This is a genomic window from Shouchella hunanensis (assembly GCF_028735875.1).
Lineage (GTDB): Bacteria > Bacillota > Bacilli > Bacillales > Bacillaceae_D > Shouchella > Shouchella hunanensis.
Genome location: NZ_CP117834.1, coordinates 1,337,270 through 1,354,417, shown reverse-complemented (window position 1 = coordinate 1,354,417; position 17,148 = coordinate 1,337,270). Strand labels below are relative to the sequence as shown.

At 40.4% G+C, this 17,148-nt stretch carries 16 protein-coding genes and 1 pseudogene; 11 read left to right on the top strand and 6 right to left on the bottom strand.

Translation table 11 applies throughout. The annotated features are described in order from the left end of the window. The first annotated feature begins 99 nt into the window (after positions 1 to 99). From PQ477_RS06965 to PQ477_RS06935, 7 genes and pseudogenes are all read left to right on the top strand, one after another. Complete coding sequence (locus PQ477_RS06965; protein ID WP_187204409.1) at positions 100 to 378, top strand: DUF5344 family protein; 279 nt, start codon at positions 100 to 102, stop codon at positions 376 to 378. After that, positions 378 to 1,820 (top strand): T7SS effector LXG polymorphic toxin, encoded by a 1,443-nt coding sequence (locus PQ477_RS06960; RefSeq protein WP_274273247.1) that lies wholly within the window; start codon positions 378 to 380, stop codon positions 1,818 to 1,820. Before PQ477_RS06965 ends, PQ477_RS06960 begins: the two co-directional genes overlap by 1 nt. 117 nt (positions 1,821 to 1,937) lie before the next feature. After that, a complete protein-coding gene (locus PQ477_RS06955; protein WP_274273246.1) occupies positions 1,938 to 2,276 on the top strand; it encodes a hypothetical protein in 339 nt (112 codons plus the stop codon). A 30-nt stretch (positions 2,277 to 2,306) separates the two neighbouring features. Then, positions 2,307 to 2,726 carry a hypothetical protein gene (locus PQ477_RS06950; protein ID WP_274273245.1) on the top strand — a complete coding sequence of 140 codons (420 nt, stop codon included), beginning with the start codon at positions 2,307 to 2,309 and terminating at the stop codon, positions 2,724 to 2,726. A 102-nt stretch (positions 2,727 to 2,828) separates the two neighbouring features. Continuing rightward, positions 2,829 to 3,167: a hypothetical protein gene (locus PQ477_RS06945; protein ID WP_060704377.1), complete on the top strand. Its 339-nt coding sequence runs from the start codon at positions 2,829 to 2,831 to the stop codon at positions 3,165 to 3,167. 372 nt (positions 3,168 to 3,539) lie between these two features. After that, the gene (locus tag PQ477_RS06940; protein WP_060704378.1) at positions 3,540 to 4,367 is read left to right on the top strand and encodes a YfjC family protein; all 828 of its coding nucleotides are present in this window, start codon (positions 3,540 to 3,542) and stop codon (positions 4,365 to 4,367) included. Between the two features lie 133 nt (positions 4,368 to 4,500). Then, positions 4,501 to 4,819 (top strand): annotated as a pseudogene (locus PQ477_RS06935) (transposase); the annotation flags it as partial. Between the two features lie 578 nt (positions 4,820 to 5,397). On the opposite strand, the gene PQ477_RS06930 reads toward PQ477_RS06935, so the two are convergent. From PQ477_RS06930 to PQ477_RS06905, 6 genes are read right to left on the bottom strand one after another with little or no spacing between them, the layout of a single operon-like run. Next, the gene (locus tag PQ477_RS06930; protein ID WP_274273244.1) at positions 5,398 to 6,522 is read right to left on the bottom strand and encodes a M20 family metallopeptidase; all 1,125 of its coding nucleotides are present in this window, start codon (positions 6,520 to 6,522) and stop codon (positions 5,398 to 5,400) included. Between the two features lie 21 nt (positions 6,523 to 6,543). After that, positions 6,544 to 7,521, bottom strand: a complete 978-nt coding sequence (locus PQ477_RS06925; protein ID WP_144560307.1) for an ABC transporter ATP-binding protein — start codon at positions 7,519 to 7,521, stop codon at positions 6,544 to 6,546. After that, the gene (locus tag PQ477_RS06920) at positions 7,518 to 8,507 is read right to left on the bottom strand and encodes an ABC transporter ATP-binding protein (protein ID WP_035397313.1); all 990 of its coding nucleotides are present in this window, start codon (positions 8,505 to 8,507) and stop codon (positions 7,518 to 7,520) included. The genes PQ477_RS06925 and PQ477_RS06920 overlap by 4 nt, the downstream gene beginning before the upstream one ends. A 13-nt stretch (positions 8,508 to 8,520) precedes the next feature. Then, on the bottom strand, positions 8,521 to 9,444 hold the full coding sequence (locus tag PQ477_RS06915) for an ABC transporter permease (protein WP_274273243.1): 924 nt from the start codon (positions 9,442 to 9,444) through the stop codon (positions 8,521 to 8,523). 14 nt (positions 9,445 to 9,458) lie between these two features. Then, positions 9,459 to 10,376: an ABC transporter permease gene (locus PQ477_RS06910; RefSeq protein WP_060704380.1), complete on the bottom strand. Its 918-nt coding sequence runs from the start codon at positions 10,374 to 10,376 to the stop codon at positions 9,459 to 9,461. A 52-nt stretch (positions 10,377 to 10,428) separates the two neighbouring features. Continuing rightward, on the bottom strand, positions 10,429 to 11,982 hold the full coding sequence (locus tag PQ477_RS06905; RefSeq protein WP_186370685.1) for an ABC transporter substrate-binding protein: 1,554 nt from the start codon (positions 11,980 to 11,982) through the stop codon (positions 10,429 to 10,431). 659 nt (positions 11,983 to 12,641) lie between these two features. On the opposite strand from PQ477_RS06905, the gene PQ477_RS06900 reads away from it, so the two are divergent. The 4 genes from PQ477_RS06900 to PQ477_RS06885 all read left to right on the top strand — a co-directional run bounded on the left by PQ477_RS06900 (position 12,642) and on the right by PQ477_RS06885 (position 17,116). Continuing rightward, positions 12,642 to 13,262 (top strand): flavin reductase family protein, encoded by a 621-nt coding sequence (locus PQ477_RS06900; protein WP_124742867.1) that lies wholly within the window; start codon positions 12,642 to 12,644, stop codon positions 13,260 to 13,262. Positions 13,263 to 13,538: 276 nt separating this feature from the next. Further along, positions 13,539 to 14,474, top strand: coding sequence for a UDP-N-acetylmuramate dehydrogenase (murB, locus tag PQ477_RS06895; protein WP_274273242.1), 936 nt, complete (start codon positions 13,539 to 13,541; stop codon positions 14,472 to 14,474). 34 nt (positions 14,475 to 14,508) lie between these two features. Continuing rightward, positions 14,509 to 15,324: an endonuclease VIII gene (gene nei, locus PQ477_RS06890; RefSeq protein ID WP_274273241.1), complete on the top strand. Its 816-nt coding sequence runs from the start codon at positions 14,509 to 14,511 to the stop codon at positions 15,322 to 15,324. 76 nt (positions 15,325 to 15,400) lie between these two features. Next, positions 15,401 to 17,116, top strand: coding sequence for an ABC transporter ATP-binding protein (locus PQ477_RS06885; RefSeq protein ID WP_274273240.1), 1,716 nt, complete (start codon positions 15,401 to 15,403; stop codon positions 17,114 to 17,116). The last annotated feature ends 32 nt before the right edge of the window (positions 17,117 to 17,148 follow it).

Sequence of the window (17,148 nt, the reverse complement as noted above, 5' to 3'; positions counted from 1 at the left end):
TACTATTAATCAAGTTAAAAGGATGGTTTCACCTTGAATATTTTTCCTTCACACTTTAATATATGGAATTATATAGATTAAGAGAAATGAGGAATGAGCATGAGTCAAATTACGTACAATTCAGATGAAGCCATTGCCTTTATCGAAGCTATTAAAACAAGCGCTGAGAGCGTAACAATTGAAAGCATTCCCCAGGCAAACAGCGATAATAAATTAGCTACAGCAGAACTAGCGCTACAAATTTTAGAAGAGATGGAACAGCTCAACAAAGAATTTGCTGCCCTTGTTGCTAAACAGGTAGACGATACAGTAGCAAATGTTGAATCAATGATTGCAACAGATAGAGCCCTAGGGCAAAGCATTCGAGGTGGAAACTAATGGGTATCGATCAGCGGGTACTTGCCGCCTCTGAACTAACAACCTTTTTACAAGACCTTTCCACCAAATCTGATGGCATTCAAACCCCCTTATATAGTGTAAAAGCTAGTGCTAATCGGTTATCTCAGCACTCTTCCTCACTTGGTGGGCACGGGGGTGAAAGCATCCGCCGTTATTTTCAAGAAAGCTATCCCCCTTACGTTAACTTATATCGTAATCTCATTACCGCCTACAAACGGGTGATCGATGAAACCATTAGCGGCTTAAGCGACTTCGGTTTTGATAATAGCGAGCACATCGATCAACGATACTTAGACGACGAGTTCGAGACGGAAATGAAACAAAATAAACAACTCACGGACGAGTATGAATCTGATATAAACGCAGTTGTCAGCAGTTATTCAGATTTGGTCTCTTTAACGAACGCAGACTTCTCTGACATCAACTCTGGGATAGACGATCTTATTACGGAGAAAAACGACACAATCGAAAAGCTCGCAAACTTTGATGAAAAATTCCATTCTCGTTTGCAATCCCTTCACGAAGACTTGCTACTGCTCCGCTCTTACATGGAAACGTTAAGAGACAAGGTGGGTAGTGGTGGAATCTCCATTACGAACTATGAATCTGGCACAATCAAAAAGGAAGAAGTGTACGGTGAAGTTACTTCGAAGGTCACTCAATACCGTGTGGATAATTTCTTTCACGGAAGTGCCACATTTTCAGGGTTTATGGGCGATGTTTATGACGCTGGACAAGTCGTAAAAGTTGGAGCTTATGGTCTAACAGGACTTGCCTTTAGCTCCAAGTACTACGGCAACTCTAGTTTTAGAGCACCAGTTGGTGGAGTTTTCACTCAAAAAGTAGTAGACGGTTCCAAAGCAGCAGCAAGAACTGTCGCATCAGGTGCTGATAAATTTAATAGAAAAATTGTGTCGCCTGTAAAAGACTTTTTAACAAGCGACAAAGTGCGTGGGACTGCAACAACTGCTGTTAAAACGGTTGGACGTGTCTTTAGAGGTGCTGAAATCATAGGAGCTTTTTCTCACTTTAGTGAAATCTCAAATCCACGCAATGCAAATAATTCTACTTACGAAAACTCTTTTCGAGCTTTTGCAGGTTCGACATTTCATGCAGGAACTGTAATTGGCGGCAGTATTGGTGGAGCTAAGTTAGGAGCAGCCATTGGAACAATTATCTGTCCTGGAATTGGCACTGTAGTTGGAGGTGCTGTTGGTGGGCTTATAGGAGGAATCGCGGGAGGCATTGTAAACGATCAATTTAACGAAAAAGTGAAAGATGGTGCTCAAAAAATTGGTAAAGCATTAGAGAACGGTGTCAATGCGACTATAGAAAACGTCCAAAATTTTGGGGAAACTGTGAGTAATGGGTTTAATAATGTTAAAGATAGTGTCACCTCCCTTTTTAGCTGGGGAAGTTAGCTAGTAGGTTTACTATAAAACAAGTATGTGTTACAGGTGGACTAAATACATGTTAAGTTTAGCTATCTATGCTCCACTAAAAAAAATCATTTACTGCTAGAATTGAGGTAAAGCACCATGTTTTTAGTCCAATTTTTCTTATCTGCGCTTCTTTTTATAGCTGTCGCCCTTACTATTTCCGCTGGCATAGGTTTATTGATTTGGAGTCCTCTTTATAAACTTATTTATGAAAGTTTTCTTATAAAGGATCCCGATTCGACAATAAAGAGAATATGGAATCTTTTCTATCATGTATTTGGTGGGGGGCTTTCTTACTTTCTTTACTTCTGGCTAATTAAAAAATACAAACTATGGATTGCAAAGCTTGTATTTCTGCTGTACTTAATAGTTTTTATCTGTATTGGAATTCCTCTTGCTACAGTGGGTTTGGCTTTTATTGAATGGCTTTTTTCATAAGAATTTATTTGAAAGTGTTGAGGTTTCTAAATGGACTTAGCTTCATTTATATTCTTAGGAATATCTAATGCTATTAACGATTTCGGATGTGATTCATACGTGTTTATTTATTCCCTTGAACTCTTTATATACTTTTGCATCTGCTGTATGTATGCACTCAATATCTCTGCTGGTATGGGGCTATTATTTTATAGTGCCATTTATAGGCGTATTTACGACAGCCTTGTTATTAAAAATCCTGATACTATTCTCAAGAAAATATGGAATGGTTTTTACCACACCACTGGAGGAGGACTCTCCTATTTTCTTTATTATTGGTTACGTGCCAATTTCAAGTCCTGGACTGTAAACTTACTATTTATTTTCTATATTATCTTTTTTATCGTTATTGGTTTTTTTGTTGCTGTGCTAGCAGCTACCTTGGTGGGCTTTATTTTTGATTTGCTTTAACGGTGAGTTGATTGATTGGAAATCTCTCTGTACTTTGTCTCGTTTTTTAACTAACTTAATTAAAATGACGAGAACAACAAAAAAATTATTGAGGAGGACTCAATGGCTACACAAATGGAACAGCATCCGCCAACTGGATCACGGCTTACATTAGTACGAAAAAACCAATTATTGTGCTGGCAGCGCCGTTTTGACATTTATATTGACGAAGAATATTTTGGAGATATTTCGAGAGGGAAAGAAGTGAGTCTTCCCATTGGTCCGGGAAAGCATACCGTCTATTTAAACTTTGATTCCAGCGTGGGGAGCCTTCAATTTGGGTTTCAAAGTGAAGTGCTTGAAGTTGAAACTCAGTTGGATCAAAACTTGATCATTGATGTGTCTGTCAAGAAGCATTATGATAACATTTTTCCTCACATCGAATTGAAAGTCAGAGATTAACCTGATTTTTCAGTTCACAGCAAACGACAAAATGATAGGTCTTTAGCGCCGGTCAATAATTGTCGTTATTTCAAAAAGTTGAGAAGTGAGTCAATTTCATAACTACTTTTGAAAAGAGATATAACGAACAATCATCGACATAATTACACAGGTATTCGTTATATTAACTTCTGAAATTGGCGACGACTCCTGCGGGAACAGCACTTGTTTGAAGACGTTGAAGCGTGGTTTTACGCGAAAATGGCTGAGACCGTGCCCGCGGAAAGCGTTCGCCAATTGAGGTGAATGTTCGTATTGATAAAGCTATGTAGGGGTTATGATATTCATTCAAGTCATTATTCATATTCGACCCAATACAAGGAGAGATGTACCATGAGACCTTTGCTTCAATGTACACGTGAAGAGTTATTATTACTTGTTTCTGCTGCTGGCTTCCCTGACGTCGCTAGAGGGATGGGCGAGGAAATGATTGGTGCCCAGTCTGATGAAACGTGGGAAGCAGTTTTACTTGCGACTCGGAGCCAGTTAATTTTAAAACAGCTCTGGGACATGCAGAAAGAGATGAACGGCCAGTCACCTTTAACAGAGGAGCTTCAACAATTTATCCAAAGGTATATTGAGGCCAAGTATGCTTTACGAGCAACTAATGCAAAACAGGACAAGCGCTTGATCGTTCATTTTTCTCCAGAGGATGAATGGCTTTGTCACATTCAAATCAACGAAATCCTTCATGAGTTTCTGCTCGTCCCCCAAGCCCAAGTTGCATCTATGTTCAATTTATTTTACGAGTTTAAGCTACCTACAGCCAAGCAGACTACCTCATTCCGCTTAAATGATCGTTCTTTTGATCGTTTAAGCCGCCGTGAAGAGCTCTCTGCCTTGAAAGAAAGCCTTTCACTAACAAATGAGGAATGGCTATTGTTTGACCAGCTTGTGATGGACTTGGAAAAAGCCGATTGGCATTTCGATAACATCAGCTTACTTCAGTTGCACGCCAAAGAAGCGGATGATGGCGTCGTCATTGAGGAAATCCAATTCCATTTGCCAAGTGCTGAAGGGGTTTGGATCGTTCGTTATGAACCATGGGAAGAGAACGTCGTCTTTCTACAGCTTGTTGGCGAAGAGGAATGGGCGGCTAGCCTCGAACAGTATGTACATGAGGCGGGGCGTTTTGTTTCCAAGCAACAGGTACAGGGGTAACGAAAAAACAGGCTCTCAGTACCGCATTGATGAAAACAATAAAAAAATAAGGTACTTAGGTTCCCCTTAATCCAATACTGAGAACGTGCGTGTTTCGGCTTTTTCTTGATCAAAGAAACGGATACAAAAAGTGCTTTCGTTAGGAACAAACCGTTTTGCCGACTTGAACGCTGAAGATTTCAAATATGTATTGCTCGCGTTGGGCAATTGAGTTGTTCTTTAAGTGGATCAAACAACACGTACACGCATCAAGACATTTTATGGGCAGACGCAACGCGCCATATACAATCAAATTTTCACAGCATGAAAACGTCTTTTGTCTCAACGTACTTGCGCAGTTGCACACTACAAGCCGCTACTCCATTCTACGAGTCAGCCGTTACTTAAGAGCAGCATTATGGAAACGTGCACACGTCTGGATACGGAAAATCCCATGCAAAACAGTCCCTTAAGTCGTTGTTGAATAAGTCACTGGTAAACTGATATACAGTTATTCCTAAAGGACAGAACCACCTTTTTCTTAGGGTGTGTCCTTTTTTTATTTTAACTAAAAGTGTTTAGGTCTGAACATTCTGTCTATATTTATGCAACATTAGTGATCGTGAATGAATTTCATAACTGCTCTTAAAAGAGATATGACTAATAATATGAACAATGTTCGTTGTAATCACTTATGAAATTGGCGGCGACTCCAGCGGGTACAGCACGCGCCCGAAGACAGAGGAGCAAATATATGAGTGGAAGCGGCTGGTGCCGTGCCCGCGGCAAAGAAACCACGCTAAGAACGCCACGTCGTGTGGCAACGTCTGGTACCTACATCCTGTAGGCATGTTCGGATTTATAAAGCGATATAAGGATTATGAGATTCATACGAGTGGAAATAAAACTTAATTTTCTGAACTAATATTGGAATAGGTTCGTTATTGTTCTTTTTAACTTAATACAAAAAATGCGGCTCCTTTTTCAGTAGGCGTCACCGCATTTTTTTAACGTTCATTGTTAATTTCTGGTCTTAGACAATGATTTGAATTTAACTGCTTAACCTTTCAATCGTTAATGCAAGCAACTTTGTTCGTTCTACGAGTGAACCAATCTCTAAATACTCCTCGTCATTGTGCTGATTTCCGCCAATTGGTCCCATTCCATCAATTGTTGGGATACCGAGTGCAGAAGTGAAAGAAGCATCCGATCCGCCCCCCGTACTTGTTTCTGTTAAATCAATATTTAATGATGAAGCAACGTCTTTAATGATTTCATATAGAGCAATGGTTTGCTCGTTTCGCTCCATTGGCGGGCGGGTAATCTCGCCTTCAAGTTCTATTGACGTATCAGGAACATCAGGCTGAGCGCATATGTTCTCTATAGCTTTTGCTAAAGGTGCTGCTTGGTCTTGAGTGGTAATGCGAATATCAACTTTCCCTTCGGCATAATCAGCGACAGTATTGATTGATGTACCGCCTTTACTAATCCCCACATTTACGCTAATGCCTTCTTCGTGGTTAGATAACTGATGTAGCTTAATCGTCTTATGCGCAAGTTCTTCAATCGCGCTCCGTCCTTTTTCTGGTTCAATACCTGAATGAGCCGCTTTTCCTGTGACTTTCAAGGTATATCTACCGCCACCACGACGTGACGTGACGAGGGAACCGTCTTTTCTAGCTGGTTCCATCACAAGCACGGCTTTCTTGCCTGCACCTTGTGCCTCAATCAGCTTCCGCGCTGATGGTGCGCCGATTTCTTCATCACTCGTTAGCAATACAACAACGTTTTTAGCGGCTTCCTTATTAGCATTTAGAAGTGCTTGTAACGCAGAGAACGTTGTGACATGACTTGCTTTCATGTCTATGACACCTGGTCCATAAGCGCGCTCACCAACAATGTGAAATGGTCGTTCTGCCGCTGTGCCCTCTAAAAAGACGGTATCCATATGCGCAACAACTAGGATGTCTGGCTCTGTTGCTTCGTGATGCATAAGAACAATATGATTGCCGTATGTGTGTTGTTCATGTATGTCTGCATGAAAACCGATTGTTTGATAAGCGTCGATTAATTGTTGTCCAACTCGGTCAACGCCATCTTTATGATAAGATCCGCTATCAATGTTAACGAGCTTTTCTAGCATGTTTAACATCTCTTCTGTTGACGCGATCTTCATTGTAATCACCTCTTTAACGGATTAATGTAGTGGATAATGACATGCTACAAAGTGACCTGGTTCTCTTTCAAGAAAAGCAGGTTCCTCAATCGCACATTTTTCCTGCGCATTTGCACAGCGTGTATGAAAACGGCAGCCAGATGGGGGATTAACAGGGCTTGGCATATCGCCTTCAAGAACAATGCGCTCTCGTTTGTCCCTTTCTTTTGGATCAGGAACAGGTACGGCGCTAATTAATCCCTTTGTATAAGGGTGCATTGGACGTTCAAATAGTGCTTGTTTTGTAGTAAGTTCTACGACTTTACCTAAATACATCACAGCGATTCGGTCACTAATATGTTTAACTGCAGGCAAACCATGTGCAATAAATAGGAAAGTGAGGTTAAATTCTTTTTGTAAACGCGCCATTAAATTTAAAATTTGTGCCTGAATGGAAACATCTAAAGCAGAAACCGGTTCATCGCAAATAATGAGTTTTGGTTTCAGAGCAATAGCCCGAGCAATGCCAATACGCTGACGCTGACCGCCACTAAATTCATGAGGATAGCGTTTTGCATAGGAACGATCAAGCCCAACAACATCCATCAATTCATACACTTGCTCAACTATGGTTTTTCCTGATTCGACTTTATGAGTCTTTAGCGGTTCCGCAATGACATCTTTAACCGTCATCCGTGGGTTTAAGGAGGAAAATGGATCTTGGAAGATCATTTGAATATCAGCGCGCTTTTTTCGTAACGACTCTCCCTTTAAGGATGAGAAATCAGTACCTTCAAACAGAAGACTTCCGCTTGTTGGTTCAAGCAAGCGCATTAATACATTTCCAAGTGTAGATTTACCGCAACCAGATTCACCTACAATTCCAAGTGTTTCTCCAGAATAAATTGTAAGATCAACGCCATCAACTGCACGAAGTAGCTTCTTATCTCGTTTTAAAAAACCTTCACTTACATCAAAGTGTTTAGTTAAGCCTTTCGTTTCTAATAATACGTCCCTCATATGGATGCTGCCTCCTCTTCACTGAAAAGCCAACAACGGACACGCTGACCGGTTTCTGCTACAAACAATGGAGGTGCTTCGACAGCGCAATGTTCCATCGCTTGAGGGCAACGTGGATAAAAACGGCAGCCGGTTGGCATGGTATCAGGGGTTGGGACCGTTCCTTCTATAGAGTTTAACTCCTCTTCAAGCTCATTAATTTTAGGCGTGCTGGCAAGAAGTCCTTGGGTATAAGGGTGAGCCGGATGCTCAAATAAAGTGAAGACATTGGCTTCTTCAACTACTTGCCCTGCGTACATAACGATGACAGTATCTGCCATTTCTGCTACAACGCCAAGATCATGAGTAATGAGCATAATCGCTGTATCGTTTTCTTGAACTAAATCACGCATTAACCCTAAGATTTGTGCTTGGATGGTCACATCTAAAGCTGTAGTAGGTTCGTCAGCAATGAGTAATTTAGGGCTACAAGCAAGTGCGATTGCAATCATCACACGCTGTCTCATACCACCACTTAAGGAATGTGGGAAGGAACGGTAGACCTTTTCAGCTCGCGGAATTCCGACTTTTTTAAGCATATCAATGCCTTTTTCTTTCGCTTGCTCTTTTGATACATTTTGGTGTAGTAAGATTACTTCTGCTAACTGATTTCCTATTGTAAATAAAGGGTTTAAAGAGGTGAGTGGTTCTTGGAATATCATCGATAAGTCGTTGCCTCTTAATTTACGATACTGCTTATCGCTAATGCCAATCAAATCTTGACCATTAAACATAACGGAGCCGCCGACAATTTTTCCTGGGGAGGACACAAGTCCCATTATTGATAAGGAAGTCACGCTTTTACCACAACCCGATTCGCCTACGATTGCAACTGTTTCCCCGTGTTTAATTGAAAAGGATACACCATTCACAGACGGAACAGCACCATTCTCTGTAAAGAAATGTGTTTGCAGGTTTTCTACTGACAAAAGAACGTCTTCGCTCATGTTTACCTTCTCCTTACCGACGGGTTTGGCTACGAGGATCGAGAACATCGCGAAGCCAATCGCCTAAAAAAATTATTCCTAATACTGCTACTGTAATGGCTAATCCAGGGAATGTTGCGAGCCACCAGCTTGTTGCCAAATAATCCCGTCCGTCACTTAAAATGCCGCCCCAAGAAATATCAGGTGACTGTATACCTAAACCAAGGAAGCTTAAAGACGCTTCTAAAATAATGGTGGTTGCGACACTTAAGGTGGAGATAACAATAAAAGAAGAGATGACATTCGGTAATAAATGACGATACATAATAACCCGATTCTTTACACCGATAGAACGAGCTGCTTTTACAAACTCCCTTTCTTTAATTGATAGTACTTCACCTCGAACAAGTCGCGCGTAATTTACCCAGTTTGTTACCCCAAGAACAAATATTAGCGTCCAGACACTTGGACCAAATACGCTTAAAATAACAAGAGCAAATAAGATATTAGGGATGGACAAAAAAGAATCGACTAATCGCATTAAAATGGAATCAATCCATCCTCCGTAAAAGCCAGCTATGATGCCGATTGTGACACCGATGATTCCGGCAACAACAACGGAAGCTATTCCGACTAATAAAGAGATTTGGGAACCGTAAATAATTCGGCTCAATATATCCCGTCCAAGATTATCGGTTCCTAGGATATGGCTGATGGAGCCTCCTTCAATCCACATTGGTGGCTGTAACATATTAATGGGGTTAATTTCATTCGGATCGTGAGGCGCTAATACACTAGCAAACGCTGCCACTAAAATGACAGCAACAACGATAAAAAAACCAACTGTCCCTGTCTTACTTCGCCACAACAATTGACCCCAGCGTTTGAGTCGTCCTTTCCTAATAGGTGTACTTAGTTGTTGAGAGCCAGGCAGTTGCGGTTCTGGTTGTAAAGCCATTTAGAAGGCCTCCTTTAGTCATATTTAATCCGCGGATCTAACAGCCTGTACAAAATGTCAGCAAGCAAATTCATTAAAATTACTAGAATGGCAATGACAAATACGCATGCTTGAACAATAGCCATATCCCTTGTATTTACGGCTTGTATTAACAACTGTCCAAGACCAGGCCAAGAAAAGACAGTTTCCGTAATTAACGTCCCACCGACCACCGTTGACGTTTGAAGTGCGGTGATGGTAATTAGGGGGATTAATGAATTACGAAATGCGTGTTTGTAAACGACAAAAAGATTGCGAATTCCCTTACTTTTAGCAGTGCGGATATAATCTTGATTTAAAATTTCGATCATATTGGAGCGTAGCAACCGTGTAATTTCGGCTGCAATGCCAGTTGCAAGTGTGATGGCAGGTAAAAGTAAATGAGCGAATGTTCCTCTTCCTGATACGGGTAGCCATCCCAACGTGACAGAAAACAGTAAAATGAGCATAATACCTAACCAGAAATTAGGCATGGCTTTTCCAAGTACTGCTCCGCCTGAAGCAAGTAAGTCTAACGGTGTATTTTGTTGTGTAGCAGACCAAATACCAAGAGGAATGGCTACCGTAACAGCAATAATCATTGCTGCTATAGCTAACTCCAATGTGGCTGGAAGTCGTTCGAGTACAAGAGGCAGTGCACTTGTGCTGTATCGAAATGATTCCCCAAAGTCTCCTTGTACCAAGTTAAGTAAATAGTGACCGTACTGGACAATAAAAGGTTTATCAAGACCGAGAGAAGCGGTTAATTGAGCAATATCTTCTTGAGAGGCATCGTCCGGCAGCATAAGCGCCACAGGATTACCGGCTATAAAAACAAGTGCAAATACGATAAACGAAATAATAAGTAGAACAGGGATGATTTGCGCAAGGCGTTTCAATAAAAATAAACCCAAATCGTCGCCTCCTTTTTCTTAGGAAAGGCCAGGATTTCCCTGGCCGTTACAATTAGTTTTTTGAGATGGATGGCACATAAATCATTTCATCCATTGCAGGTGAGAAGTTGACCCGATCATTGACTCCATAATTGACGGTTTCTTGGTGAAGCATAATGTGGGGCTGTTCCTCATTAGCAATACGCTGAATTTCCTGAATCTGTTCAGCACGCTCTGCATCATCCATATTGATTGCAGAAGCATCAAGCAATGCATCTATTTCTTCGTTTTGATAGTCCGTTTCACCAACGAAACGATCTCCTCGATACCAGTCCACTGCATAAGCGCCATCAAACATGGAGTTACCTAAACCAATTAAATAAGCATCTTTGTTCGTGCCAGCTTGACGCATTTCCACGAAATTACTCCACTCCATAAATTCAACCGTAACCTCTACATTTATGGCTTTTAGCATGCCGCCTACAAGTTCTGCGATTTCAGCATCTTGCAAATAGCGTCCACGCGGGGAATGTAGCGTCATCTCAAATCCATCAGGGTAACCAGCTTCATCCATAAGGGCTTGAGCTTGTTCGACATCATAATCATATGAATCATACAAGGATTCTTCCGCTCCGAAATTGCCAGGAGCAACTCTCGTTCTTGTTGGTACGCCCCCGCCTCGAAGGGCGTTCTCTGTAATAGCCTCATTGTTAATAGCTAGGTTGAGTGCTTGACGAACTCTAACATCAGCTGTTGGAAACCCTTCTGTAGCACGGAGAATGAGCATCATCGTTCGGTTAGACGTTTCTGATGCCATCGATGTACCTGCATTTCCATTAACACGGTCCCAATCTGCAGGAGGTACGTTAACGGCAATATCCACACCGCCAGTTAAAAGTTCAGATACGCGTGTAGAATTTTCTGGTATGACACGGAAAATGACTTCATCCCATTCATCCACTTCGCCTTCAAAATATTCAGTATATGGCGTCATGACAACTTGTGAATCGCGTACCCATTCCTCAAACTGGTAGGGTCCTGTTCCAATCGGATTAGCTAAGAAGTGATCCCATCCTTCTTCTTCTATGTACGTTTTTGGAAGAATGCTTGAACCCAATCTCGATAGTCGGTGGAATAGGGAAGGTTCCTCTTCATGCGTAATGACTCGGAATGTTAAGTCATCAACAATGTCCACTTCTTTTATTTGACGATAGTTAGGATACTCTTGCAATGTGTCATCATTTGCCACACGTTCAAGTGTAAACTTCACGTCTTCTGACGTTAGTGGATCGCCATTGTGGAAGGTGACTCCTTCTTTTAATGTCATTTCTACCGTTACATCATCAATGTGCTCATACGTATCTACAAGTTCTGGTTGTATCTCGTTTTGGCTATCCCGTTTAAATAAATAGTTAAACATGTTGTCGTGCACAGCCTCGGTAGACGTATTATTATGATCATGAATATCAAACGAGACGACATCAGTTCCTAAAGCAATGGTTAATGTTCTGTTCTCTTCATCAATAGAGGCAGCTCCTTCATCAAGAGACTGAACATCTTCTGTCTCTCCTCCACATGCTGCTAAACATACACTGACCCCTAAAAGTAATGCACTAATCTTCTTCAAAAACGTTTCCCCCTTCTCGCATAAGTTGCCATTCTTGCAGTAACAGTTTCATCTTTAGCTCCATCATTAAAAAAAGTGTTAGAAAAAATGAAAAAAGATGAGAAAGTTATTCCAGAGTATAACGACTATATAAAATTCAGTCAATTAGCGTTTTAAAAACAAAAACAGAAAAAAACTTTAGTAGAAAAGTTTATTTTACTAAATTTTTACTTCATTCAATTTGAGATTTTGTAAAGCTAGCGTATGAATTTTACGAAAATTGATTTGGAAATAGAATTGAATATTCGTCTCTAAACAGTTGATTGTTAGAAACTAGAAAAAAGAGCTAGTTTGCGTACGGAAAAAGATCAACAGCGCTTACAAGGTGAACATGACATTTTTTATATACAAATAAAATAAATTCTAATTGGATATAGAAAGCGAATTTCTTAACAACATGATGAGGATAGGAGCGATGAAATGGTTAAAGAGAAACGATTGTAAAACAGCGTTGTTGTATAATAAAATAAATCAAATAAATATTTTTTAAGAGACAATACGAAGGATTCATTCACTGGAACATACTACCTGTTTAAGGATCATTAGGAAACGCACTGGCTACTATTTTCCTAATCTACCAATAACGAGATGGTTAACCTAAGTGAGAAAGGAACTCGTTGATGCATAAAATTAATGTAATGAATTTAACGGCAAAAGAACGCTATAAACTTTTAAGTGGTACAGTGATACCACGTCCAATTGCGTTTGTGACGACGCGCTCGACTGAAAGCGGAAAGACGAATGCTGCTCCTTTTAGTTTTTTTTCCATGTTGGCAGGTGACCCGCCGTTGCTTTCAATTGCTGTAGGGAGAAAAAAAGGAATGATGAAAGATACTGCACGAAATGCGGTTGCCTCGAAGGAACTTGTTATCCATGTCGTTCATGAGGATCTTGTGTCCGATATGAATCAAACAGCTGCGACGCTAAAGCCTGAGGAGAGTGAAGTGGATTTAACTTCCCTTAGTCTTGTAGAAAGCACATCCATCCAAGTACCAGGAATTAAAGAGGCTCTAGTACGCTTTGAATGTCAGCTTGAATCTCATCTACCAATTCAAAATGATGAAGGAGAAGTCTCTTTTGACTTACTTATCGCTAGGGTAATCGTCATTCATCTAGACGAAACCGTTTATAATAAAGAAAAAAACTACGTACTTCCTGACAAATTGAAGCCTGTTGCACGTCTATCTGGACCAAACTATGCCGGTTTAGGTGAATTTTTTTCGTTAAAGCGACCCGATTAGTTTGGGGTTTGTCGAGATTCATTCAACTAAATGTAGACAACATTTTTCGAGTCAAAGTTCCATTCTGTCTGTCAGTGAGCTTTAGCTAAAACAGAAGTTTGGTCTGTTTTTTTGTATGGTTTTCCTTCATAATAGGGAAGATACTGTTTACGCCTATCCTGTATAGAATAAAAGGAGGCAAATCGGGCACATTCACCATGACGAATGCATATAGGTACACTAGGCATATCGTTTAAAAGGTAAGTGAGTGATGACCTTAATTAGAGGACGATGATAATGAACGAATATATAGAACGCTGTGAAGCATTATTAAATGAACTACCGAATGAAGTGGTACGACAAGATGAACCAATTTACAAGCATACGTATACGCAAATGGGTGGTTTAGCAGATTTATTTATTACGCCAAACACCTACGAAGAAACACAACTCGTTTTACGATTTGCGCATGCCCATCAAGTTCCGGTTACATTACTCGGGAACGGATCAAATGTCATTGTAAAAGATGGTGGAATTCGAGGGATTACCCTCTGTCTAAAGCAATTAAATAAGGTTACGATTACAGGAACAAAGATGGTTGCGCAAACAGGTGCGACCATTATTGGTGCATCAAGAGAAGCTTTAACACAATCGTTAACTGGCCTTGAATTTGCTTGCGGTATTCCAGGAACCGTGGGTGGTGCTTTTTACATGAATGCCGGCGCCTATGGAGGCCAAATTGCCGACGTACTTGAAAGTGTGCTTGTGCTAACAGAAGAAGGCGAGTTTCTCACACTTCAAAAAGATGAGTTTGAGTTTGACTACCGTAAAAGCGTGTTCTCGAAGAAACGTTATATTGCGTTAGAAGGTACGATGTTACTTGAAAAAGGCGATGCTGTTCAAATAAAACAAAAGATGGATGAATTAACGATTGCAAGAGAGACGAAGCAGCCTCTTGAGTATCCTTCCTGTGGGAGTGTTTTTAAGCGACCACCAGGAATGTTCGCAGGCAAACTCATTCAAGAAAGTGGTTTGCAAGGAACAAGAATAGGCGGAGCAGAAGTCTCAAAAAAGCATGCTGGTTTTATCGTGAATGTCGATGGTTCTACAGCGACAGACTACATGAACCTCGTTCAATATGTGCGTGAAAAAGTACATGAAACGTTTGGGGTTATGCTGGAAACGGAAGTCATTACAATAGGAGAAGATCTTGAAGACCCTGTTAATGATTAATTAACAGGGCTTCCGTGTATGTAGGAGGAGCGTCATGCCAGAAGGTCCAGAAATAAGAAGAGCCGCATTTGAGGTGGAACAAGCTGTTAAAGGACAAACCTTAGTTGAAGTCTATTTTGCTTTTCCGCATTTAAAAGAACATGAAGACCATTTGGTAGCTGCCAAAGTAGAGGCGGTACGAACAAAGGGAAAAGCCATGCTTATTCATTTTTCTAATGGATATAGCATTTATTCTCATAATCAATTGTATGGCAAATGGATGATCCGAAAAGCGTTCACGTATCCTACAACAAAACGGCAGCTACGTCTGGCGCTCTACACAGAAAAGAAAGCAGCGCTACTATACAGTGCTTCTGATATTGAAGTTCTTAAAACAGACGAGCTTGTAAACCATCCGTTTATTGCGAAAGCTGGGCCAGATGTCTTATCTGATGACGTCACCGAATCACTGCTTTTAGAGCGTATGCAATCAAGTACGTTTAAAAACCGGTCGTGGAGTGCGCTTTTACTAGATCAAGGTTTCGTAGCTGGGAACGGAAACTATTTGCGAAGTGAACTGCTTTATGTAGCAGGTATCTCCCCTGATGCTAAACCTAGTGAATGTTCAGATGAGCAGCAACATGCAATGGCAGAAGCACTGATCACGTTGTCAGAGCGCTCTTATGAAACAGAAGGCATAACTGTGAGTCATCCATTGGCGAATGAATTAAGGAATGCAGGGAAAAAACGCCGGGATTATCGCCACTATGTGTTTAACCGTGAAGGTAAATTATGCTATGCGTGTCGGGAAACCATTGTGAAAGTAACGAAAAATGGACGAAGATTGTATTATTGTCCTTATTGTCAGTAAATAACCTTTGCATTTTTTGTTTCCTTTCGTTAAATTAAGGAGGGGTCTGCTGATTAGGCAGAGAGAGAGGTAAATCATGTTAAAACGCTTTTTTGCTTACTACGTACCGCATAAACGCTTGTTTTATGTTGATTTTTTTAGTGCCATCGTAGTAGCAATTTTAGATTTAATTTTCCCGCTTGTGGTGCAGTGGTTTATTAATACACTATTGCCTGAACAAGAATGGGGAACGGTAGTATGGGTGTCCGGAGGTTTATTGGCTACCTACTTAGTTAGTGCTTATTTACAGTACAATGTAAACTTTCTTGGGCATAAGTTAGGAATCAATATTGAAACAGACATGCGACAAGATTTATTTGAAAGTGTACAAAGGCAGTCGTTTCGATTCTTTGATAATACGAAAACAGGACATATTATAAGTCGAATTACAAATGACTTATTTGATATTGGTGAACTTGCTCACCATGGACCAGAAGATTTATTTATTGCGGTCATGACGTTCGTTGGTGCATTTAGCATTATGTTCTATGTAAATCCAAGCTTAGCACTTATTGCATTGATTTTTGTTCCCATTTTAATTGCTTTAATTACATATACCAATATTAAAATGAATAAAGCATGGAGAAAGATGTATGCGGAAATTGGTGATGTAAATGCACGAGTAGAAGATAGCGTATCCGGTATGCGTGTCGTTCAATCGTTTACGAATGAGGCTCATGAAGTCGAGACGTTCCGTGAAAACAATAAACGCTTCCGTAATGCAAAAGTAGGCGGCTATAAAGTAATGGGCTACACGTCTTCAGGAATCTTTTTGGCGACTCGCTTAATGATTCTATCTGTGCTTATTTACGGTGCATGGCTTCTCTATGTTGAGACGATTGATGTAGGAGAATTTGTTCTTTTCATTCTATATATTAATATTTTATTCAAACCTATTGAGAAAATTAGTGCGATACTTGAATTATATCCTAAAGGAATGGCAGGGTTTAAGCGTTTCACTGATTTAATGGATGAAGAAGTTGATGTCGTTGATAAAGAAGACGCAAAACCTGCGCCTATTTTAGATGGTGCCATTGAGTTTAACGATGTAACGTTCGGTTATGAAGATAACCGACCAGTATTAAAGAATGTTGATTTAGTCATTCCAGCAGGAAAGACGGTTGCTTTTGTTGGTCCATCTGGAGCTGGAAAAACAACCATTAGTTCTTTAATTCCACGCTTCTACGATATTAATGGTGGAGCGATTACGATTAATGGCATCAATATTACAGAGATGACGAAAGAATCTCTTCGTTCACAAATTGGCATTGTACAGCAAGATGTCTTTTTATTCGGGGGAACGTTGCGAGAAAATATTCGTTACGGTAATTTAAACGCAACCGATGAAGACATTTACCATGCTGCAAAACTAGCGAACTTAGATGCGCTTGTTGAGTCCCTTCCGAATGGATATGATACGCAAATTGGTCAACGTGGTTTGAAACTATCTGGCGGACAGAAGCAGCGTATTGCCATTGCACGAACGTTCTTGAAAAATCCTCCAATCTTAATCTTAGATGAAGCGACATCTGCTTTAGATACGGAGACAGAAGCGCTCATTCAGCAATCACTAAAAGAACTGGCTGAGGATCGTACAACACTTGTAATTGCGCACCGACTGGCAACCATTCGTCATGCAGATCATATTGTCGTTGTGACAAAAGACGGTATTGTTGAGCAAGGAACATACGATGAATTAATAGAGAAAAACGGTGTCTTTGCAACGTTAAATAGTATTCAAATTAAACAATAGTAAAATGGAGAAGCAAATCATTCTAGGATGAT